The sequence below is a fragment of the Streptomyces sp. NPDC127092 genome, assembly GCF_042722475.1.
Taxonomy (GTDB): Bacteria; Actinomycetota; Actinomycetes; order Streptomycetales; family Streptomycetaceae; genus Streptomyces.
Genome location: NZ_JBHXFE010000056.1, coordinates 17,872 through 38,021, shown reverse-complemented (window position 1 = coordinate 38,021; position 20,150 = coordinate 17,872). Strand labels below are relative to the sequence as shown.

General features: G+C 74.7%; 17 protein-coding genes. 9 read left to right on the top strand and 8 right to left on the bottom strand.

Annotation, left to right across the window (positions count from 1 at the left end; all coding sequences use genetic code 11):
• Window positions 1–7: 7 nt before the first annotated feature.
• From ACFWJO_RS33235 to ACFWJO_RS33200, 8 genes are all read right to left on the bottom strand, one after another.
• A complete protein-coding gene (locus ACFWJO_RS33235; RefSeq protein WP_386871250.1) occupies window positions 8–454 on the bottom strand; it encodes an ATP-binding protein in 447 nt (148 codons plus the stop codon).
• A 91-nt stretch (window positions 455–545) separates the two neighbouring features.
• Window positions 546–1,205 carry an ATP-binding protein gene (locus tag ACFWJO_RS33230; RefSeq protein WP_386871248.1) on the bottom strand — a complete coding sequence of 220 codons (660 nt, stop codon included), beginning with the start codon at window positions 1,203–1,205 and terminating at the stop codon, window positions 546–548.
• Window positions 1,202–1,594 carry an STAS domain-containing protein gene (locus tag ACFWJO_RS33225; protein ID WP_384410448.1) on the bottom strand — a complete coding sequence of 131 codons (393 nt, stop codon included), beginning with the start codon at window positions 1,592–1,594 and terminating at the stop codon, window positions 1,202–1,204. Before ACFWJO_RS33225 ends, ACFWJO_RS33230 begins: the two co-directional genes overlap by 4 nt.
• Window positions 1,595–1,666: 72 nt before the next feature.
• The gene (locus ACFWJO_RS33220; protein ID WP_386871246.1) at window positions 1,667–1,855 is read right to left on the bottom strand and encodes a hypothetical protein; all 189 of its coding nucleotides are present in this window, start codon (window positions 1,853–1,855) and stop codon (window positions 1,667–1,669) included.
• 104 nt (window positions 1,856–1,959) lie between these two features.
• Entirely contained in the window at window positions 1,960–3,207 is a 1,248-nt protein-coding gene (locus ACFWJO_RS33215; RefSeq protein WP_386871244.1) for a GNAT family N-acetyltransferase, read from the bottom strand.
• A gap of 102 nt (window positions 3,208–3,309) precedes the next feature.
• A complete protein-coding gene (locus ACFWJO_RS33210; protein WP_386871242.1) occupies window positions 3,310–4,350 on the bottom strand; it encodes a questin oxidase family protein in 1,041 nt (346 codons plus the stop codon).
• Window positions 4,351–4,493: 143 nt separating this feature from the next.
• The gene (gene helR, locus ACFWJO_RS33205; RefSeq protein ID WP_386871240.1) at window positions 4,494–6,758 is read right to left on the bottom strand and encodes an RNA polymerase recycling motor ATPase HelR; all 2,265 of its coding nucleotides are present in this window, start codon (window positions 6,756–6,758) and stop codon (window positions 4,494–4,496) included.
• A 235-nt stretch (window positions 6,759–6,993) separates the two neighbouring features.
• Window positions 6,994–7,539 carry a GNAT family N-acetyltransferase gene (locus ACFWJO_RS33200; RefSeq protein ID WP_385694793.1) on the bottom strand — a complete coding sequence of 182 codons (546 nt, stop codon included), beginning with the start codon at window positions 7,537–7,539 and terminating at the stop codon, window positions 6,994–6,996.
• 274 nt (window positions 7,540–7,813) lie between these two features.
• Here ACFWJO_RS33200 and ACFWJO_RS33195 point away from each other — a divergent pair, with 274 nt between their 5' ends.
• From ACFWJO_RS33195 to ACFWJO_RS33155, 9 genes are read left to right on the top strand one after another with little or no spacing between them, the layout of a single operon-like run.
• On the top strand, window positions 7,814–8,044 hold the full coding sequence (locus tag ACFWJO_RS33195; RefSeq protein ID WP_386871237.1) for a hypothetical protein: 231 nt from the start codon (window positions 7,814–7,816) through the stop codon (window positions 8,042–8,044).
• A 53-nt stretch (window positions 8,045–8,097) separates the two neighbouring features.
• The gene (locus tag ACFWJO_RS33190; RefSeq protein WP_386871236.1) at window positions 8,098–9,942 is read left to right on the top strand and encodes an amino acid adenylation domain-containing protein; all 1,845 of its coding nucleotides are present in this window, start codon (window positions 8,098–8,100) and stop codon (window positions 9,940–9,942) included.
• On the top strand, window positions 9,939–13,013 hold the full coding sequence (locus ACFWJO_RS33185; RefSeq protein WP_386871234.1) for a condensation domain-containing protein: 3,075 nt from the start codon (window positions 9,939–9,941) through the stop codon (window positions 13,011–13,013). The genes ACFWJO_RS33190 and ACFWJO_RS33185 overlap by 4 nt, the downstream gene beginning before the upstream one ends.
• Window positions 13,010–13,360, top strand: a complete 351-nt coding sequence (locus ACFWJO_RS33180; protein WP_384410475.1) for an acyl carrier protein — start codon at window positions 13,010–13,012, stop codon at window positions 13,358–13,360. Before ACFWJO_RS33185 ends, ACFWJO_RS33180 begins: the two co-directional genes overlap by 4 nt.
• Before the next feature lie 17 nt (window positions 13,361–13,377).
• Window positions 13,378–16,854 (top strand): thioester reductase domain-containing protein, encoded by a 3,477-nt coding sequence (locus tag ACFWJO_RS33175; RefSeq protein WP_386871231.1) that lies wholly within the window; start codon window positions 13,378–13,380, stop codon window positions 16,852–16,854.
• A complete protein-coding gene (locus ACFWJO_RS33170; RefSeq protein ID WP_386871229.1) occupies window positions 16,851–17,768 on the top strand; it encodes a 3-hydroxyacyl-CoA dehydrogenase family protein in 918 nt (305 codons plus the stop codon). The genes ACFWJO_RS33175 and ACFWJO_RS33170 overlap by 4 nt, the downstream gene beginning before the upstream one ends.
• Window positions 17,765–18,037, top strand: a complete 273-nt coding sequence (locus tag ACFWJO_RS33165; RefSeq protein WP_386871227.1) for an acyl carrier protein — start codon at window positions 17,765–17,767, stop codon at window positions 18,035–18,037. Before ACFWJO_RS33170 ends, ACFWJO_RS33165 begins: the two co-directional genes overlap by 4 nt.
• Window positions 18,030–19,157 (top strand): acyl-CoA dehydrogenase family protein, encoded by a 1,128-nt coding sequence (locus ACFWJO_RS33160; RefSeq protein ID WP_386871225.1) that lies wholly within the window; start codon window positions 18,030–18,032, stop codon window positions 19,155–19,157. Before ACFWJO_RS33165 ends, ACFWJO_RS33160 begins: the two co-directional genes overlap by 8 nt.
• Complete coding sequence (locus tag ACFWJO_RS33155; RefSeq protein ID WP_386871223.1) at window positions 19,154–20,149, top strand: 3-oxoacyl-ACP synthase; 996 nt, start codon at window positions 19,154–19,156, stop codon at window positions 20,147–20,149. The genes ACFWJO_RS33160 and ACFWJO_RS33155 overlap by 4 nt, the downstream gene beginning before the upstream one ends.
• The last annotated feature ends 1 nt before the right edge of the window (window position 20,150 follow it).

The window sequence follows — 20,150 nt, the reverse complement described above, 5'->3', positions numbered from 1 at the left end:
CGGAGGCTTACGGGGCCTCCGGCAGAACCTCCACCTCGAACCACACCGTCTTCCCGGCCCGGCCCCTGGGCACCCAGCCCCAGCGCGTGGCCAGCCGTTCCAGCAGGTAGAGGCCGTGGCCCGAGGAACGGTCGGCCCGGTGCGGACCGTGCGGACGGGGCCGGTCCGGACAGGTGTCGGTCACCTGCACCCACAGGGCCCGTTCCGTTCCGGCGAGCTGCAGTTCGCTGACGGCGCCGCCGTGCCTGCGGGCGTTGGTGACCACCTCGGAGACCAGCAGCAGCGCGTCCGACGCGGCGGGCCGCTCGGGCGAGCCCGCGGGCCCGAACCAGGCCTCGAGCGCCCCCTGCGTGAGGTCGCGGCATCGCGCCACCACGCCTGCTTCGTGTGATCCTTCCGTCAGGTCGTACCGCAGCGAGCGGCCGACGGCCGGGATCTCCTTCCCGCTGGCCACGGACGGCGGGTTTCCCGGTACGGGCCGGGCAAACCTGGCGGCGGCAGGCGGGACGCCCGGCCCCGGGGGGCCGGGCGCCGGGCGTGGCGCGTCAGTCGCGGCGGCCGACCAGCCACGGCGGGCGCGAGGGGCGGCCCACCTCCAGCCACACGACCTTCCCCGGCGCGCCGTCCTGCTTCGCCGCCGAGCCCCAGGCACCGGCCAGCCGGTCGAGCACCATCAGCCCGTGTCCGCCGGGCATCGCGGGCGAGCGCGGGCCGTGCGGGCGCGGATGGACCGGGTTGGCGTCGTACACCTCCACCCGCAGCCGTCCGCCGGAGTGGCGCAGCACGAGTTCCTCGGGTCCGCCCGCGTGCAGGCAGGCGTTGGTGACGACCTCGGACACGAGCAGCAGCACGTCCTCCGCCCGTTCCCGGTCCTCCGGTGCGGCGGCCGGCAGCCAGCCCCAGTCGGTGAGGGCCTCGGCCGTGAAGTCGCGGCACCGGGTCACCGCCCCCGCCGGGCCGGCCAGCAGCAGCCGTCGCACCTGCCCGGCCTGCCGCGTGGCCCGTGGTCCGTCGCGCCGCGCGCCCGGCACCTCCTCCTGCCGCCGGCCCTGCTGCTCGTCGGGCGGCTCGCCCGGCGGCCCCTGCCGCTGTCCGTCGTGCGGCCCGCGGCGCTGCCCGTCCTGCCGCCCGCCGGCGGGCGCTCCGGCACTCCCGGCACCGGCCGGGCCCTCGTCTCCGCCGTTCCGGGTGCCGCCGCGTGTCATGCTTCCTCCGCGGCCGGTGTGTCCGCGAGCGCGGCCGCGGTGTCCGCGTACACCCGGAACACCGACCGAGCTCCCGTGATCTCGAACATCCGGTCCACCGGCGCCCGCAGCCCGGCCAGATCGAGCCTGCCGCCGCCCTCGGCCATCCGCAGCCGGGTCCTGAGCAGCACGTTCAGTCCGGTGGAGTCGCAGAACCGCAGTCCCGAGCAGTCGACGACGATCCGCTCGGCCGTCACATGCGTCGCCAGGGCCTCCTTCAGCGGGGCCGCCGTGTCGTGGTCGAGCTCACCCGTCACGGCCAGGACGACCGTCCCGGGGCGATGCCCGTCACGGACCCGTACGCCGAGCCGACCGGTGAAGTCCTCCGCCGTCTGCTCCATGCCTCCCATGCGGACGCGGCCTCCTTCCGTCCTGAACCGTGAAACGGTCCGTTCTGCCGGCCGTGGCCGGTCTCCCCATGATCAGCCGTCGCCCGGTACCGCGCGATCGTCGACGATTCCGAACAGCCGGAGCGTCCCCGTCATCGTGAACAGCCGGCGCGGCCGGCGCGGCACCGGCCCGGCGGGCACGAGGCGACCGCCCGTGAAGTGCTCCGTGGTGGCGAACTCCGGATTCCTGCCCGGTGGCGGCACGACGTCTACGGGAACCATGGCGGCACCTCCGACGGGCGGCTGCCCCGTTCCCGGCCCCCGCATGCGCGGCCGGAGCCCGGAATCACCCGGTCGGCCCGCGGCCGGCACCGGTGCGCACGCGGTCAGAACCAGTGCAGGCAGTGCGGAGGGCGCTCGGCTCCGAAGAGCGCGTCGGCGAGGGCGGCCGCGCCCGGACGGTGGGCCCGGACGTGTCCCGCCCGGACGAGCGTGCTCGGGGCGGTGCCGCCGAGGTAGACCGAGCCCAGGTCCCGCACGTCCAGGGACAGGTCGGGCTCCCGGTCCGTCGGGACGCACGCGGCCTTCCCGTCCCGCACGGTCAGCAGGTGGCGGCCGTGCTCGCCGAGGAACGGGTCGTGGACGTCGAGGACGAGCTCCCCGTTGCCCGACCAGCCGCGCGTGGTCAGCGCACGGGGGACGTCGAGGATCCGTACCCAGAGCCAGTCGGTGTGGTTGCCGACCTCGCCGGCGCGGAAGTCCGCGAACTGCCAGCGCAGCGGGTGCTCCGGCGGGAAGTGCCGGAACACGACCCGGCCGACCAGGTCGTGGCCGAGGACGAACCGCGCCAGGGCGGTGAAGACGGCGTCGTCGGCGGCGACGGTCTCGTCGACCGTGAGCGTGTCGGGCTCACCGACCGAGTAGCTGGCGTAGCCGTCGGGGACGCCGTCGGCGTCGCGGTGCACGGCGACGTAGCGCGCCGCCGGAGCGACCGGCGGCTGCCCCGCGCCCCTGGCCCACCAGCGGGGCGGCCGGGACAGGGCGCCGGGCTGGGCGCGGCGGTAGCGGTCGTAGACCTCCTCCAAGATCCCGCCGCACTCGGCACGCCGCAGCAGCTCGACCGAGCCGGTGTCCTGGCCGGACGCCGGGCCGCCGGTCCGGCCGTTGGCCGTGCCGTTCGCCCGGGGCGCGGTGAGGCCGGCCTGGTGGCGCGACACCGTCAGCCGCTGGGTGTAGGTCGCCGGTCCGTAGCCGAACCTGCCGTAGATCGGGGCCTCCGAGGCCAGCAGGACGGAAAGGAACTCGCCGCGGGCCCGGAGCTCGGAGAGCTGGTGCCGCATCATCGCGCTCAGCACGCCCCGGCGGCGGTGCGAGGGCAGGACGCCGACGGCGGTCACGCCGGCGGCCGGGGCGAGCACCTCACCGGGCAGGGTCAGCTCGAACGAGTACGCGCCGGCGGTGCCGACGGGCCGCCCGTCGGGCGCCACGGCGAGCAGACAGCGGTCCATTTCGAGCGCCGCCCACCAGACGCCGCCGCCGTCCTCGGCCGGGGTTTCCGGGAAGCGCCCGAACGCGGCGTGGAGGGTGTCGACGAAGACGTCGTGGTCCTGGTCGCTGGTCGTGCGGATGTCCATCGCTGCTGCTTCCTCCCCGGGACGGGGGCACCACGGCGGGTGGTGCCCCGCGACAGTGCAGTCCCGACCGGCGGCAGGGTCAAACGATTTACGTTCCGGCCGTCACCTCAGCGGCGTGCTGAGCTCGACCGCGCGCAGGGCGGCGGAGAGGGACAGCTCGTCGGCGAAGTCCAGGGCCGTGTCGGTCAGTTTGATGACGTGCTCGTCGCCGTGGGCGAGGGCGCGTTCCATGACCTCCTCCGGCGTGAGGGTGCCCGGTGAGACCGGGACGGCCGGGGCGGCGGGGGCGTACATCGCGGTCACGGCCGCCGAAGCGGTCCAGGCGGCCCGCAGGCTCGGCACCCACAGGGGGCGGGGGAGCGCGGGCAGGGTGCGCAGCACGGCGTTGGGGGCCGTGGCGGCGTGGACGAGCATGGTCTCCTCGCCGTGGCCGTGGGTGGCGTAGCGATGGGTGGCCGCCCGGACGAGTTCGGCCAGCCGCTCGTACGCGGCGTCGGGCTCGGTGACCGAGTCCGCCCACACCGGCAGCCGCTCGACCCGCCCGAGCCGGTCGGGAAAGCCGCCTTCCCGCACGGCGATGGCCGGTACGGCGTCGAGGGCGGCCGCCGCGCCGTCGGCGCCCGGCAGCGGGGCGACTCCGGCGACCGGGCGGTGGCGGGCGGCCCAGTACCCGAGCCCGTGGGCCAGTTCGGTCAGCCGCGGCTCGGTGTGCCCGCCGGCCAGCAGGGTGCGTACGGCGTGCCCGACGCGGATCACCGGGTGGGTCGAGCCGCCGTACATGCCGGGCAGCAGCCGGGGCCACCACTCGGCGAGGACGTCCCGCCAGGGCCGCTCGGCCAGTTCGCGGCCGAAGTGGTCGATCCAGTCGGCGGCCCGGCGCGGGTCGCCCAGCGCGGAGCGCCAGTCCGCGGCGGTGACCGGCGCGACACCGGTCGGGAACTCCTCCAGTTTCGGCGCGTACGCGTCGAGCCAGCGGTGCACGGCCCGCGCCCTGCCGCGCGCGGCCAGCGCCTCGACCGCCATCGGCGCGTGATTGGTGAGCCGTCCGAGCCGCTCGGGGCCGGAACTGTGCAGCCGCTGCAGGGCCTCGTCGAGGATCCCGGTCGCGTCCCCGCCCGCCGTCCCCGTACCTGTCGTCTCCATGGCGGGGACACTAGGCGCCGCGCCGGCGACGGCGTAACGGTCGTGAGGACCAGGCCGGGACGGGAACGGCCTCCGCCGCCGGCCCTACGCCGGGCGGCGGCAGCCGTCGCCGCCCCGGGCGCCGGTATGCCCGGCCGGCCGGCTCAGGCGCTGGTCAGGACGACGAGCTGTCGGGTCGCCCGGGTCATCGCCACGTAGCGGTCCACCGCGCCTTCGACGCCCGTGCCGAACCGCTCCGGGTCGACCAGCACGACCAGGTCGAACTCCAGCCCCTTGGACAGCGTCGGCGTGAGCGACCGGACCCGGTGCCGGTCAAGGCCCCTGTCACGGTCCCGGTCGTGGTCGTGGTCGCGCTCCCGGTCCTCCGGCCGGAAGCGGCCGTCTCCGGCGGAGAGGCGGCCGTCGTCGACTCCGGCACCGATGACACACGCGGTGCCCTCCGCGTGTTCGGCGAGCCACTCGTCCAGGATCCGGTCCAGGTCCGCGACCGGACCGTGCACCACCGGGACGCCGCTGCTGCGCACGGACGTCGGCACGTTCGCGTCGGGCAGCGCGGCGCGGATGGCGGGCTCGGCCTCCGCCATCACCTCCTCCGGCGTGCGGTAGTTGATGCTCAGCGAGGCCTGCTCGATCCGGTCGAAGCCGACCCGCTCGAGCCGTTCCCGCCACGACTCCGTGAACCCGTGCCGCGCCTGGGCGCGGTCGCCGACCACGGTGAAGGACCGGGACGGGCAGCGGAGCAGCAGCATCTGCCATTCCGCGTCGGTCAGTTCCTGGGCCTCGTCCACCACGATGTGCGCGAACGGACCGGCCAGGACGTCACGTTCGGCGCCGGGCAGCGAGGACTCGTCGACCAGGCTGACCTTCGCGTCCGCCCCGCGCAGCATCCTCACCAGGCCCTCGCCCTCGTCGCCGTCGGCGCCGGAGTCGGCCGCGGCGGCGATGAGGTTGTCGACCACCGCGGACATCTGCTCGCGCTGCGCCGCGAGCGCCTCCTCGTAACGGCGCCTGCGCAGCGCCGCCTCGGGCTCGCCGAGCCGCTGCCGCGCCGCGTCCAGGAGCGGCAGGTCGGACACCGTCCACGCCCGGGCGTCCGCGCGCTGGAGCATCCGTACCTCGTCGGCGGACAGCCACGGCGCGCACATGCGCAGGTACGCGGGGACGGACCACAGGTCGCCGACCAGGTCGGCCGGGTCAAGGACCGGCCACGCGCCGTGCAGCGCCTCGGCCAGCTCGCGGTCGGCGCGCAGCGACTTCCGGAACCGGTCCTCGGGGATCTCGGCGTCGTCGAGCTTCTCCAGGAGCAGGTTGCCGACCTCCTCCCAGATCAGCTCGCGCGCCTCGTTGTGCGGGGTCCCTTCGGCGGCCTCGAAGGCCTCGGCCCAGTCGTCGGCGGTCAGCCGCACGTCGGCCCAGGGCGTGCTCACGGTCAGGCCCCGCGCGGGCGGCTCCTCGTAGAACCGTACGGCCAGCTCGATCGAACGCACCATGTCCGCCGAGGACTTGAGGCGCGCGACCTCCGGATCGGTCTCGGGCACCGCCGTGGCGCCCTCGGGCACGAGGTCCCGCACGGTGCAGGTCCGTACGCCCTCCTCGCCGAGGCTGGGCAGGACGTCGGAGACGTACGCCAGGTACGGCTGGTGCGGGCCGACGAAGAGCACGCCGCCGCGCCGGTGGCCGAGGCGGGGGTCGGAGTAGAGCAGGTGGGCGGTGCGGTGCAGGGCGACGACGGTCTTGCCGGTGCCCGGGCCGCCGTCGACGACGAGCGCGCCGCGCGAGCCCGCCCGGATGATGGCGTCCTGGTCGGCCTGGATGGTGGCGAGCACGTCCCGCATCCGCTCCGAGCGGTTGCCGCCCAGGCTCGCGACGAACGCGGACTGGTCGTCGAGGGCCGCGTGCCCTTCGAGCCCGTCGGCGGTGAAGACCTCGTCCCAGTAGTCGTCCACCCGGCCGCCGCTCCACTGGTAGCGGCGGCGGCTGGCCAGGCCCATCGGCCGGGCGTGGGTGGCGGCGAAGAACGGCTCGGCGGCGGGCGAGCGCCAGTCGATCAGCAGCCGCCGGCCGGTGGCGTCGGTGAGGCCGAGCCGGCCGATGTACACGGGCTCGGGGGAGCCGGAGTCCGTGCCCGCGGGCACGATCCGGCCCAGGCACAGGTCGAGACCGAAGCGGTGGAAGGTGCGCAGTCGTGCGGTGAGCCGGTGGATCTCGGCGTCCCGCTCCATGGCCTCGCGGCCGGTGCCGCCGGGCGCCTTGCGCAGCGCGTCGAGGCGTTCGGACAGTTCGGTGACCGTCTGCTCCAGGCTCTGTGCGACGGCCGCGAAGTGCTGCTCGTCGGCGGCGATCAGTGCCGGGTCGGCCTTGGGGGAGAGGCGGTCGGACAGATTGAACGCGGACGTAGTGGTACGCACGTCGTGAAACTCCCATTTCCGCAGGTTCCGGCGTCAAGGCCAGTGATTCTGCGGCACGAGGGGGGGCTTGCCGCAAGGCCCCCCATGCGCTATAAGTTGAGAGTGGCGAGGAGCGCGTGTTCCTCGCTTTTCGCGTTTCCGGACCCGGGAAGGCCGCGCGCACCGGGCCCCGGCCGGCCAGGCCGGCCAGCCCGGGCCGACGGCCTGGCGAACGCCGGCCGCATCCGTACGGCGACTACGCGGGGTCGTCGGCGAGCAGCGCCCAGACCTCCAGGTCCTGGCGGGCGCCGTTGAAGGCGAACACCTCACGCAGCGTGCCCTCGTGCCGCATTCCGAGTCGCTTGGCGACGGCGATGCTGCGCGTATTGGCCGGGGTCACGCGCCATTCCACCCGGTGCATTCCGCGTACCCGCAACGCCCAGTCCGCGAGATGCCGGGCCGCACGCGTGACGAGGCCTTTCCCCTGTACGTCGGGCGACAGCCAGACGCCCATTTCGCAAACACCGGTCGGCACGTCGAAGATGCGGAACAGCGCCCCGCCCTCCAGTTCGCCGTCGACCCAGATGCCGAAAATGCGGCCGCCGTCCTGACTCTGCGTATCGGCGTACCGCTGGAGGAATTGCCGTGCCGAGTCGGCGTCCACGATGAAGTGGGCCCATGGAAGCCACGGCGCGAGATGCGGCCGTACCCGGTCGACGTACGTGGCGAATTCTTGCGCCTGCCACGGCTCCAGTGGGCGCAGTTGGGCGGAGTCTGTCAGGTCGTGGCCGAAGAGCGTCACGCAAGCCTCCCTCGGGGTCGGTTCCAGGCGATGCGGCGGGCGGATGACGGCCGTTGGCACCCCTGGTGAACGCGGCCAACGATAGGCGAGCGCCCGTCGGCGCGCCCACCGGGCCGGTCCGGGATGTCCGTTTCATCGGTCCGCATGAACATGCGCCGCACAGGCATGCGATCACGCTTTGTTGATCTCCGCTACCCGCTCGCCACACGATGTGGATGTCTGAAAGCGAACGCGGCCGACACTTATCGGCGGCCGTCGACCGAAACGGAGAAAGATGCTTACGAAGCGGTTCGTCAAGTCTGCCAGAATGGCGTTTTCGGCCGTTCTTCTCGCGGCCGCTCCGGTCGTCTCGGGTGAACTCCTGGCGGGCGCCGGTTCCGTGGCGGAAACCAACGGACGGATCGCGGCGGATCACGGCTGGGGCCGGAGCGCCGGCGTCGAGCCCGCTTCCTCGGAGGGCTTTGTCGTCCTCGCCGACGGAACCGACGACCACGGCTGGGGCTGAGCCGGTCCCCGTTTTACGCACAGTTCATTTCGAATTCAGAGGAGGGGTAGGAAATGGCGGCAGTCAGCGTGCACGAGGTCGTGGCACGGTGGGTCGAGCGACAGCCTGAAGCCTGTGCGGTACGCGATCCGGCGGGGGGCCGGGAGCTCTCGTACCGGGAGCTGTGGCAGCGCGCCGGCTGGCTGGCCGCCGAGCTGGCCCGCCGCGGAGTCGGCCGGGGCGATCTCGTACCGGTCGCCCAGGACCGCTCGGTCGACCTGATCGTCACCTTCCTCGGCATCCTGCGCTGCGGCGCCGCCTACCTCCCCTTGGACGGTCTCGCCCCGACCAGCCGGCTCGCCGACATCGTCGCCGAGTCCGGCTCGGGAGTGATCGTCCGTGCCCCGGGTGCGGCCGGGGCCGCCCCGGGCCGCTGGGCCGGTCTGCCGGACTGGCTGCCCGAGGGCGTCACGCCGCTCGACCTGCCCCGCAGCGACCCCGGTCTGCCGGTGCCCGAGGTGTCCGGTGACCGTGACGACCCGGCGTACGTGAACTTCACCTCGGGATCCACCGGGCGCCCCAAGGGCGTCGTCGTGCCCCACCGGGCCGTGCTGCGGCTCGCCCTCAACGCGCTGTTCTGCACCGTGGAGGCGGGCGACCGGGTGGCGAGCTCCGCCAACCCGGCTTTCGACGCCACCACCTTCGAGCTGTGGAACGCGCTCTGCGGCGGTGCGACCGTCGTGGTCTTCCCGTCCGTGACCGAGCTGGCCATGGACGAGTGGGCGGCGCTGATCCGCTCCGAGCGGATCGACCACATGTTCCTCACCACCTCCCTCTTCCACACCGTGGCGCGCGAGAGCGCCGGTGCCTTCGGCACCGTCGGGACCGTCGTGGTCGGCGGCGAGCAGCTGGAACTGGCCGCGGTGCGCCGGGTCCTGGCGGCGGAACCGCCCGGCCGGCTGGTGAACGGCTACGGCCCGACCGAGACGACGACCTTCGCGGCGTACTTCGACTGCACGGACGAGAGCCTGGCCGGGCTCGACCGGGTGCCCGTCGGCTTCCCGCTCCAGGAGACCTCCCTCCACCTCCTGGACGCCGGGCTGAACGAGGTGCCGGAGGGCGGGACGGGTGAGCTGTGCGTGGGCGGCCCGGGCGTCGCCCTCGGCTACCTGGCCCGTCCCGAGCTCACGGCGGAACGTTTCGTCACCCTGCCCGCGACCGGCGAACGGATCTACCGCACCGGAGACACCGGCCGGCTGCTGCCGAACGGCGCCGTCGAGCTCTTCGGGCGCACCGACCGGCAGGTCAAGCTGCGCGGCTTCCGGATCGAGCTCGAGGAGATCGAGCGCACCGCGATGGCCTGCGGCCTCGCCGACGCCGCCTTCGTCGAGAAGACCGGCGAGGGCCCCGCCGCCTCGCTCGTCGGCTTCGTCCTGCCCTCGCCCGAGGGCGCGGCGGACCTCGGCCGCGAGGAACTGCCCGGCGCCCTCAACCGGCGCCTCGGCGAGACGCTGCCGAGCTACATGCTCCCGTCGCGCTGGCTCGTGCTCGACCGCGTGCCCTTCGGCTCGACCGGCAAGGCCGACCGCAACCAGCTGCTGCGCCTGCTCGACGCGCCCGCCGCGACTCCGGCCCCACCAGCCCCGTCCGGGTCCGGCACGGCCGCCGGCTCCGGCGCCGACGGCCCGGTGATCGCCACGCTCCAGGCCGTCTGGCAGGACGTGCTCGGCGCCGAGGCCGTCGGCCCCGCGGACAACTTCATCGACCTGGGCGGCAACTCCATCCTCGCCATGCAGGTCGCCGTACGGGTGCAGCAGCGGCTCGACGTCCGCATCGACGCCGGTGCCGTGCTGCTGACCGACAGCCTCGAAGAGCTGGCCGCCCACGTGGCCTCGACCTCCCTGGTGGCCGCCCCGTGACCGGAAACCGCCCCTCGCCGCTCTCCTTCGCGCAGGAGCGGCTGTGGTTCGCCGACGCCGCCGCGCCCGGCAACCCCACCTACAACGTCCCGCTGTTCTTCCGCGCCCGGGGACACCTCGACCCCAAGGCCCTCTCCCTCGCCCTGGAGGCGGTCACCGCACGGCACGAGCCGCTGCGCACCGTCTACCGGCTGGCCGACGGCCGTCCCGTGCAGGAGGTCCTCGCCGCCGAGCCGGTGCCCGTCGAGGTCGTCGACCTCACCGGAGCGCCCGACGCGTCCGCCCGCGCCGAGCGGGAGGCCGCGGAGCGCGGCCGCGCGCCCTTCGACCTCACCGCCGGCCCGCTGCTGCGCTGCACGCTGTGGCAGGGCCTGCCCGAGGGCGACGCGGTGCTGCTCACCGTCCACCACATCGCGGTGGACGGCTGGTCGCTGGCCCCGCTCTTCGACGACCTGGCCCGCGCCTACGAGGCGGCGGCCGCCGGCGATCCGGCGGAGCTGCCCCCGCTCCCCACCCGTTACGCCGACTTCGCGGCGCTCGAACGCGGCGCGGAGGACGACCCCGCGGCCGTACGGAGCCTGGACGAGCGGGTCGCCGAGCTGCTGCGCGTCGCCCCCGGCCTCCGCCTGGCGGGCCGCGCCGACCGGCCGGCCGCCCCGGACGGCAGCCGGCCCGGTGCCCAGCACACCCTCACCGTCCCGCCGCCGGTCCGCGCCGGGATCGCCGGACTCGCCCGCTCGCTGCGCGTCACCCCGTACGTCGTGCTCACCGCCGCCGTCCAGGCCGTGCTGCGGCGCTGGTCGGGCCGGAGCGACTTCCTGCTCGGCACGATGACGGCCAACCGGGACCACCCCGGCCTGGAGGAGGCGGTCGGCTTCTTCGTCAACAACGTGCCGCTGCGCTGCCGGGTCGACACCGCCGGCTCCTTCCGCGACCTGTGCGCGGCCGCCCGCAAGGAGGCCTTCCGCTCGCTGTCGTACCAGCGCGTGCCCTTCGACCGGCTGACCGCCGCCGTCGCCGCCGCGCACGGTACGGGCCGCAGGCCGCTGGTCGACGTCGGCTTCGTGTACCAGAACACGCCGGCGCCGCGGGCCGGGCGCACCGGCTGGACCGCGCCCGCCGTCCTGGCCACCGGCACCGCGAAGTTCGACCTGCTGCTGATCCTGGAGGACGGCCCCGAGGGCCTCGCCGTCACGATCGAGTACGACACCGAGCTGTACGCCGCCGCCACCGCGCGGGACCTCGCCGAGGGCCTGGCCGCCCTGCTCGACGCGGCCGTCAAGGACCCGGACACGCCGCTGGACGCGCTGCCGGACCTGCCCGGCCAGCCCGCCGCCGAGGACCTGCCGCCCGAGCCCGCCCCGCCCGCCGCGGCCCTGGCCGGCCCGGCCACGGGCGCACCCGCCGGGACCGCCGTGGCCGCCGCCACCGGCGCACCGCTCACCGCCGCCGAGGCGGAGGCCGCGGAGCTCTTCGTCGCCGCCCTCGCCCAGCGCGGCGGGCTCGGCCCCGCCCCGGCGGCGGCCGAACTCGCCCCCGGCTCCGACTTCTTCGCGCTCGGCGGCCACTCGCTGCTCGCGGTCACCATGCTCGCCGAGGCCAAGCGCCGGCACGGGCTCGTCGTCTCACCGCGCGTCTTCCTGCCGGACCCGACGGTCGCCGGTCTCGCCCGCCTCCTCACCGAGGCGCGGGCCGCCGCCCAGGACGCCGGACCCGCGCCGGAGGCGGCCGAGCGGCCCGCCCCGGTGCCCGCCGCGGACGCCGAGGCGCACCCGGCCTCCCCGGTGCAGCAGCGCTTCTGGTTCCTGGACCGGCTGCCGTCGCTGCGCGCCGCGTATCTGATCCCCACGCTCGTCGAGTACGGCGGGCCCGTGGACCACGACGTGCTGCGCCGGGCCGTCGACCTCGTCCTCTCCCGGCACCCCGCCCTGTCCTCGGTGTTCTGCCTCGACCGGCGCAAGCGCCACGTGTGCTACCGCACCACCGCCACCCCGGCCCCCACCGAGGTCACCGACGCCGCCGACTGGCACCCCGACACCCTGCGCAACCGGCTGTCCCGGCTGTGCTGGGCCCCCATGGACCTCGGGCAGGACGCCCCCGCCCGCGCGGAGATCCTCTCCCTCGGGCCCGGGCGGACCGTGCTCGCCCTGGTCGTCCACCACATCGTCGCCGACGGCTGGTCCCGCGACCTGCTGCTCGCCGAGATCGGCACGGCCTACCGCGCCCTGTCCGACGGCACCGCCCCCGAGCTCGGGGAGCCGGTCCACCCGGCGGCGCTCGGCCCCGCGACGCCGGCGACCCCGGCGCAGGAGGCCGAGCGGGCCGCCGCCCTCCTGGAGCACCTGGCGGGCGCGCCCAACGACATCGCGCTGCCCCACGACTGGCCGCGGACCGAACTCCAGTCCACCGAGGCGACCCTGCTCACCGAGCGGCTGCCCGCCGAGACCGCGGCCCGGTTGCGCGCCGTCGCCGCCGACGTCGTCGGCTGCACCCTCTTCATGACCACCGCGGCGCTGCTCGCCGTGGCCCTGGCCCGGCGCGGCACGCAGCGGGACTTCCTCTTCGCCTTCCCGTGGGCTGGGCGCGAGGAGCCGGCCGCGGCCGGTGCGGTCGGGATGTTCGTGAACACCCTGATCCTCCGCCTCGACCTGCGCGGGGAACCGACCTGGCGCGAACTGCTCGGCCGGGTCAGGGAGAGCTGTTCCGTCTCCTACCGCCACGCCGACGTCGCGCTCGACGTCCTCGCCAACGAGCTGCACAGCGACCGCGACCTCAGCCGTCCCGCCCTCACGCCGGTGTTCCTCAGCGCCCAGAGCGGCGCCACCGGCCCCGCCGTCCTGACCGACGACACCACCGCCCGCTTCCTCCCGCTGGAACCGCTGCACATCAAGTACGAGCTCGAACTCGTCGCCACCGAGGCAGCGGACGACCGTCTGGACCTGTGCCTGGCATACGCCGTCAACCTCTTCACCCGGGACACGGCCCAGGCCCTGCTCACCGACGTGGTCGCCGCCGCCGAAGACCTCGCGGCCGACCCCGACTCCCACCCCATCACCAGGAGCACTTCGTGAACAACACCGTGGCCACGACCCCGCTCACCGAGACCGAGCTGCTCGCCCGGGTCCGGCAGGCCTGGGCCGACACCCTCGACCTGGACGGCGTCGACCAGGTGCCCGACGACGTCAACTTCCTGGAGGCGGGCGGCAGTTCGCTGCTCCTGATCATGCTGTGGGAGGAGCTGGACCCGCTGACGGAGCGCACCCTCAAGGTCTCCGACCTGTTCCAGCACAGCACCGTCAAGGCCCAGGTCGCCCTGCTCGGCGACACCTCGGGCGCCGAGGAGGAGCTGACCGAGCTCGGCGCCCGCAACCGCGGTGGCCTGATCGGCCGCGCCCGCCGCGACCAGATCTCCGAGTGAGCGAGGGAACCCGGACCATGACCAACAGCACCGACATCGCCGTCATCGGCATCGGCCTGCGCTATCCCGACGCCACCACTCCCGAGGAGTTCTGGCGCAACATCGACCGCGGCGTCGTCTCCATGCGCGAGATGTCGCCCGAGCAGCTCAAGGCCGCCGGCGTCACCGACGAGATGCTGGCCGACCCGGCCTTCGTCCGCGTCGCCACCTCGCTGCCCGGCGTCGAGGACTTCGCCTCCGAGTTCTTCGGCTACCCGCCGCGCGAGGCCGAGACCATCGACCCGCAGCAGCGGATCTTCCTGGAGGCCTGCTGGGAGGCCCTGGAGAACGCCGGACACCCCGTCCGCAAGGACGGTCCCGTCGTCGGCGTCTTCGCCGGCAGCGCCGCGGGCAACTACTCCGCCGCCCTGCTCGCCGCGAAGGCCCGCGAGCAGGGACTGCGCGCGGCCGTCGACGACCTGGAGCTCACCGTCGGCGGACAGGCCGACTTCATGACCTCCCGCGCCGCGTACAAGCTGGGCCTGCGCGGCCCCGCCGTCAGCGTCCAGACCGGCTGCTCCTCCTCGCTGTACGGCGTCCACTACGCCACCCTCAGCCTGCTGTCCGGCGAGTGTGACATCGCCCTGGCCGGCGGCGCCACGGTCCTCGAACCGTTCCGCGGCTACCGCCACCAGCCCGGCGGGGTGCTCTCCGAGGACGGCTACTGCCGCTCCTTCGACGCGAGTTCGACCGGCACCACGTACAGCTCGGGCGTCGGCGTCGTCGCCCTGCGCCGCCTCGACGACGCCCTCGCCGACGGCGACAACGTGCTCGCCGTGATCCGCGGCAGCGCCGTCGGCAACGACGGCGGCGACCGGCTCGGCTTCATCGCGCCCAGCCCGCGCGGCGTCGCCGACGTCGTGGCCGCCGCCCTCGGCACCGCCGGCGTCAGCGCCGACAAGCTGCGCTACGTCGAGGCGCACGGCACCGCCACACCGGTCGGCGACAACATCGAACTCATCGCGCTCAACCGCGCGTTCCGCGCCACCACCGACAAGACCGCCTACTGCGGGCTCGGTTCGGTCATGTCCAACATCGGGCACACCGGCCCCGCCGCCGGCATCGCCGGCTTCATCAAGGCCGTGCACGTCGCCCGTACCGGCAAGATCCCGCCGCACCCCACCTTCGAGCGGCCGCGCGACCCGGGCATCCTCGACGAGAGCCCGTTCTTCGTCACCACCACCGGCGAGGACTGCACCGACTCCGACCGGCACGTCCTGGTGAACTCCATGGGCGTCGGCGGCACCAACGCCGCCGTCGTGCTCGCCGCCCCGCCGGAGCCGGTACGCCCCGCCGCGCCGAGCCGCGCCACCGTACGCCTCGTGCTCTCCGCCCGTACCCGCGCCGAGCTCGACCAGGCCTGCCGCCGGCTCGCCGACGCCCTCGACGAGGGCGGCCTCGACGCCGAGGACGTCGCCCACACCCTGCGCGTGGGCCGCGCCGCCTTCGACGAGCGGCGCGTCGTGACCGCGCCCCGCGAGCGCCTCGCCGCCGCCCTGCGGATGCCGCGGCCGCCGGCCGTGCGCACCGAGCGCGCCGCGGGCCGCCGCCCCGTGCTCGTCCTGCCCGCCGCGGACGCCCCGCAGCCGCCGGCCGCGCTGCTCGCCGCCCTGCGCGCCGCGCTGCCCGAGCTCGGCGAGCCCCTGACGGGCGGTCAGGACACCGTGCCCGAGGGCCGTTTCCCGATCTACATCGGCCACGGCGAGCCCGCGAAGGACCGCCACGTCGTCGCCCTGCCGGACCCCGCCGCGCCGCTCGACGAGGACACCCTCGCCGACCTCCTCGACGACGCGGTGACCACCGCCTGGCTGCACGGCGCCGAGGCGAACTGGTCCGCGCTCGCCGGCCGCAGCGGCCGCCGGCTCGCGCTGCCGACGTACCCCTTCACCCGCAAGCGCCACTGGGCCCTCGACCGGCTCACCTACGACGGCCCGGTCGCCGCCGCGCCCGCCGCCACCGGCACCGGCGAGACCTCCACCGCTGCCGAGGGCAGCGTCGAGGCCGGCCTGGTCCAGCTGTGGAAGGACCTGTTCGGGCACGAGACCATCGGCCTGGACGACGAGTTCGCCGCCCTCGGCGGCACCTCCCTGCTCTCGGTCCAGCTGGTCCTGGAGATCCAGCAGCGCTTCGGCGTCCTGGTCAACATCCACCGGGCCGGCGGCAGCCAGGCCACCGTCCGCCGCCTCACCACCATCGTCGAGGGCCTCCTCAACGGCGCCGGCCTCGGCGACGAGGAGGTCGACCCGGCCGCCGACGGCGACGGCGCCCTCGTCGACGCGGACCTCCAGATCGCCCTGGAGCCGCTCGCCAGGAAGACCGCGCCCGGCAAGGACGTCCTGCTCACCGGCGCCACCGGCTACCTCGGCGCCTTCCTCCTCGACGAGCTCGTCCGCGCGTCGAAGGGCCGCGTCTACTGCGTCGTCCGCGCCGCCGACGAGGCCGAGGGCATGGCCAGGCTCAAGGCCACCGCCGCCAAGTTCGGCCTGGCCGAGCCCGACCCGGAGCGGGTCCACGCCGTCCCCGGCGACCTGCGTGACATCGCCGAGGTCTGCGCGACCTACCGCGACGGCGAACTCGCCACCCGCGTCGGCCACGTCCTGCACTGCGCCGCCAAGGTCGTCTTCACCGAGCCGTACCGCATGCTGCGCGACGACAACGTCCTGCCGCTGGTCGCCCTGCTCAACTGGATGCGCCCGCTCGGCATCCGTGACGTCAGCTTCATCTCCACCGTCGCCGCCACCGCGCCCGCCGGCGCGGACGGCATGCTGATGGAGACCCGCGAGCAGCCGCTCGACCCGCAGCTCGGCGGCTACGGCGTCAGCAAGTGGGTCGGCGAGCGCATCCTGGAGCGCGCCGACCAGGACGGCATGCGGGTACGCGTGTTCCGCCCCGGCCTGATCATGGCCTCCAGCAAGACCGGCGCCTGCAACGACAAGGACCTCATCTGGTTCCTGCTCGCCAGCGGCCTGGTCGTCGGCGCCCGCCCGGTCGACGACCGCGGCATGCCGGTCTCCCCGGTCGACGTGCTGGCCCGCGCCGTCGCCGAACTGGCCCTGTCCTCCAAGTCGGTGGGCCGCGCCTACCACCTCGTCGACGAGATCTCGCCGAGCCTGGAGGACCTGTTCGAGGCCCTGGAGGAGGCCGGCCTGCCCACCCGCACCGTGCCCCTCACCGAGTGGCAGCGGCTCGTCGCCGAGCGCGCCACGGAGACCGGCAGCAAGGTGCTCTCCGCGACCGCCCTCTACGAGATGGAGGGCCACGAGCTCGACGAGGCCGGCGTGCAGGCCCGCGCCTGGCAGCCGTGGCTGCGCAAGGCCGGACTCTCGCCGCTCGTCACCGGCGAACAGCTGCGCAGCGGCCTGGCCTTCCTGGCCCACCGTACGGACGACATCGGCTCGCTGCTCCCGGCCCTGGCGGCCGAGGGCGCGCGCGGCGACAACGAGGGGGAGAAGTGAGCGACAACCCGACGGGCACCGTCCCCGGGTCCACGACGGCCGGCACCACGGGTGCCGCCACGGGCGGACACCGCCTGGCGATCATCGGCGCCGGAGTCATGGGCACCGGCATCACCACCCTGGCCCTCGGCCGCGGCATCGACGTGATCCTCGTGGACGTCTCCGAGGACATCCTCGCCAAGGCCCGCACCGCCGCCACCGGCCAGCTGCGCCTCGCCCGCATGATGGGCAGGCTGCCGCGCGAGGGCGCCACGGGCGAGCTGGTCACCACCACCCGCATCGAGGACATCGCCGAGGCGACCGCCGTCGTCGAGGCCGTGACCGAACTCGCCCCGCTCAAGGCGAAGGTCCTCGCGGAGGCCTCGGCCGTGGTCGCTCCCGGCACCCTGCTGATCTCCAACACCTCGGCCGTGCCGATCGACGAGCAGGCCGACTCGGTCGCCCGGCCCGAGGACCTGGTCGGCATCCACTTCATGAACCCGCCCTATCTGATCCACACCTCGGAGCTGATCCGCGGGCCGCGCAGCGGCGAGGCCGCCGTCGAGGCCGCCCGCGGCCTCCTGGAGGCCCTGGGCCAGCACGGAGTCGTCGTCGGCGACGGACCCGGCTTCGTGATCAACCGGATCCTCCAGCGCATGATCAACGAGGCCGCCCGGATCGTCGCCGACGGCGTGGCCGACCCGGCGTCCGTCGACGCCGCCTTCGAGGGCTGCCTCGGCCACACCACGGGACCGCTCGCCACCGCCGACCTCATCGGCCTCGACAACGTGGTCGACTCGCTGCGCGTCCTGCACGAGCGCACCGGAGACGCGGGCTACGAGCCCTGCGCCCTGCTCCTGGAAAAGGTCGCCGCCGGCGACTTCGGCCGCAAGACCGGCCGCGGATTCTTCACCTACGGAGGAAGCACGTCATGAGCACCCCCACCACCCAGCAGGACACCACCGCCATCCGCGAGACGCTGACCGCGTTCCTGGAGCAGCGCACCAGGACCGAGGTGGCCGGCGACGTCGACCTCTTCGCCACCGGTCTCGTCACCTCCCTGTTCGCGATGGAGCTGCTCGTGCACGTCGAGCAGTCCTTCGGGGTCCAGGTCGGCGGCTCCGACCTCACGCTCGACAACTTCCGCAGCGTGGACGCGATGACCGCGCTGGTACTGCGCCTGCGGGGCGGCGGCGATGAGTGAGCCGACGGCCGTGCTCTCCCCCCGCGCCGAGGCGGAGCAGCTGGCCGGCGAGCTGATCGGCGACCGGGCCGACGCCTGGGACCGCGCAGGCGAGCTGCCGCTCGGGCTGCTGCGCGAACTCGGCGGCAAGGGCGTGCTGTGCGCCCAGGTCCCCGCCGCGTACGGCGGGCTCGGCCTGAGCAGCGCCGACAACGGCGAACTCACCGCCCACGTCGGCGCCCTGTGCTCCTCCGTCCGCAGCGTCATGACCTCCCAGGGCATGGCCGCCTGGACGATCGAGCGCCTCGGCACCGATGAGCAGAAGGCCGTCCACCTGGGCGAGCTCACCTCCGGCCGGCTCGCCGGGGTCGCGTTCAGCGAGCCCGGCGCCGGCAGCGACCTCGGCGCGATGACCACCACCCTCCGCACCGAGGGCGACACGGTCGTCATCGACGGCCGCAAGGCCTGGATCACGGTGGGCGCCTACGCCGACCTCCTCGTCGTCTTCGGCCGCCACGGCTCCGGGGCGGGCGCGGTGGTCGTCCCCACGGACGCGCCCGGCGTGACCGTGGAGCGCGTCGCCGACCCCATGGGCTGCCGGGCCGCCGGGCACGCCGACGTCACCTTCGACGGGGTACGGCTGCCCGCGGACCGCCTCCTCGGCGGCGCCGGCCTCCCCGTCGACTGGCTGGTGACCTCCGCCCTCACCTTCGGCCGGGTCTCGGTGGCCTGGGGCTGCGTCGGCATCCTGCGGGCCTGCCTGCGGGCCGCCGCCTCCCACGCCGCCACCCGGCAGCAGTTCGGCGCGCCGCTCGCCGACCACCAGCTGGTCGCCCGGCACCTGGCCGAACTGCACGTCGCCCAGGAGGCCTCGGCCCGCTGCTGCGAGCAGGCCAGCCGCTGCTGGGACGAGAACAGCCCCGAGCTCGTCACCTCCGCCGTCACCGCCAAGCACCTCGCCGCGGGGCACGCCGCCCGCGGCGCGGCGGCCGCCGTCCAGGTCCTGGCCTCGGCCGGCGCCCAGGACGGCGGCCCGGTGGCCCGCGCCTACCGGGACGCCAAGCTGATGGAGATCATCGAGGGCAGCAACGAGATCAGCCAGCTGCTGCTCGGCAAGCACGCCCTGGCGGTGTGGTCATGAACCACGACACCGCCATCGGCATCGGCGCCGTCCACACCGTCCTGCCCACCGTCCGCACGCCGCTCGGCGAACTCCCCGAGTTCACCGGACTCACCCCGGAGGAGGCCGAGTTCGCCCGCGGCAGCGGCATCGAGACGGTCGGCGTCCTGGAGGACACCACCGCCGGCGACCTGGCCGCCCGGGCCGTACGCGGACTCCTCGACGGGCTCGACGAGAACACGCCCGGCGGGCCCGGCCGCCCCGACACCCTCATGCTGGTCGGACCGCGCGCCCCCGACGTGCTGCTCGGCTCGGACGCCTGCCGCGTCCAGGCCGAGGCCAAGCTCGACGGCGCCTTCGCCTTCACCCTCGACGGGCTCGGCTGCACCGGCTCCAGCGCCGCCTGGGCGCTCGGCCGCGACCTGCTGCTCGCCGACCCGTCGCGGCAGGGCGTGCTCATCGCCCACGGCAGCCGGCCCACCGGCCTCGACCGGGTCCGGTACCCGGTCACCGTGATCGGCGACGGCGCCTACGCGATGACCCTGGTCCGCGGCGGCCGGCCGGTCCTGCGGGCGCACCGCCAGGAGACCGACGGCACCTTCCACGACCTGTTCCGGGTCGACTACAAGCAGGTGCCGTACTACGAGTGGCGCGAGGAGTGCGCCTCGCCCGACCGGTACCGCTTCGAGCTGGCCATGAACAGCCGGATGCGGCTCGCCCGGATGGTCGACGAGGTGCTCGCGGACGCGGGCGTCGACAAGAGCGCGGTCACCACGACGCTCATGCAGAACGTCACCGCGAGCGCGTACCAGTTCTACGAGACCCTGCTCGGCCTCGCCATCCACCCCGTGTGCGGCGAGCACCTGGCCGCGTACGGCCACCTGGGCGCCATGGACGTGGTGCTCAACCTCGACGCGCTCCTCGCGAGCGGCGAACTGGCCCCGGGCGACCTCGTGCTCGTCCTCAACAACAGCCCGGTCGCGGCCTGGGCCGTGACCCTGTGGGAGGTGTGAT

Excerpts from the sequence above, each read along its gene's own strand:
- ACFWJO_RS33230 (WP_386871248.1), bottom strand. The coding sequence starts at position 1,205 with ATGACACGCGGCGGCACCCGGAACGGCGGAGACGAGGGCCCGGCCGGT.
- ACFWJO_RS33225 (WP_384410448.1), bottom strand. The coding sequence starts at position 1,594 with ATGGGAGGCATGGAGCAGACGGCGGAGGACTTCACCGGTCGGCTCGGC.
- ACFWJO_RS33220 (WP_386871246.1), bottom strand. The coding sequence starts at position 1,855 with ATGGTTCCCGTAGACGTCGTGCCGCCACCGGGCAGGAATCCGGAGTTC.
- ACFWJO_RS33215 (WP_386871244.1), bottom strand. The coding sequence starts at position 3,207 with ATGGACATCCGCACGACCAGCGACCAGGACCACGACGTCTTCGTCGAC.
- ACFWJO_RS33210 (WP_386871242.1), bottom strand. The coding sequence starts at position 4,350 with ATGGAGACGACAGGTACGGGGACGGCGGGCGGGGACGCGACCGGGATC.
- ACFWJO_RS33195 (WP_386871237.1), top strand. The coding sequence starts at position 7,814 with ATGCTTACGAAGCGGTTCGTCAAGTCTGCCAGAATGGCGTTTTCGGCC.
- ACFWJO_RS33190 (WP_386871236.1), top strand. The coding sequence starts at position 8,098 with ATGGCGGCAGTCAGCGTGCACGAGGTCGTGGCACGGTGGGTCGAGCGA.
- ACFWJO_RS33175 (WP_386871231.1), top strand. The coding sequence starts at position 13,378 with ATGACCAACAGCACCGACATCGCCGTCATCGGCATCGGCCTGCGCTAT.
- ACFWJO_RS33165 (WP_386871227.1), top strand. The coding sequence starts at position 17,765 with ATGAGCACCCCCACCACCCAGCAGGACACCACCGCCATCCGCGAGACG.
- ACFWJO_RS33160 (WP_386871225.1), top strand. The coding sequence starts at position 18,030 with ATGAGTGAGCCGACGGCCGTGCTCTCCCCCCGCGCCGAGGCGGAGCAG.
- ACFWJO_RS33155 (WP_386871223.1), top strand. The coding sequence starts at position 19,154 with ATGAACCACGACACCGCCATCGGCATCGGCGCCGTCCACACCGTCCTG.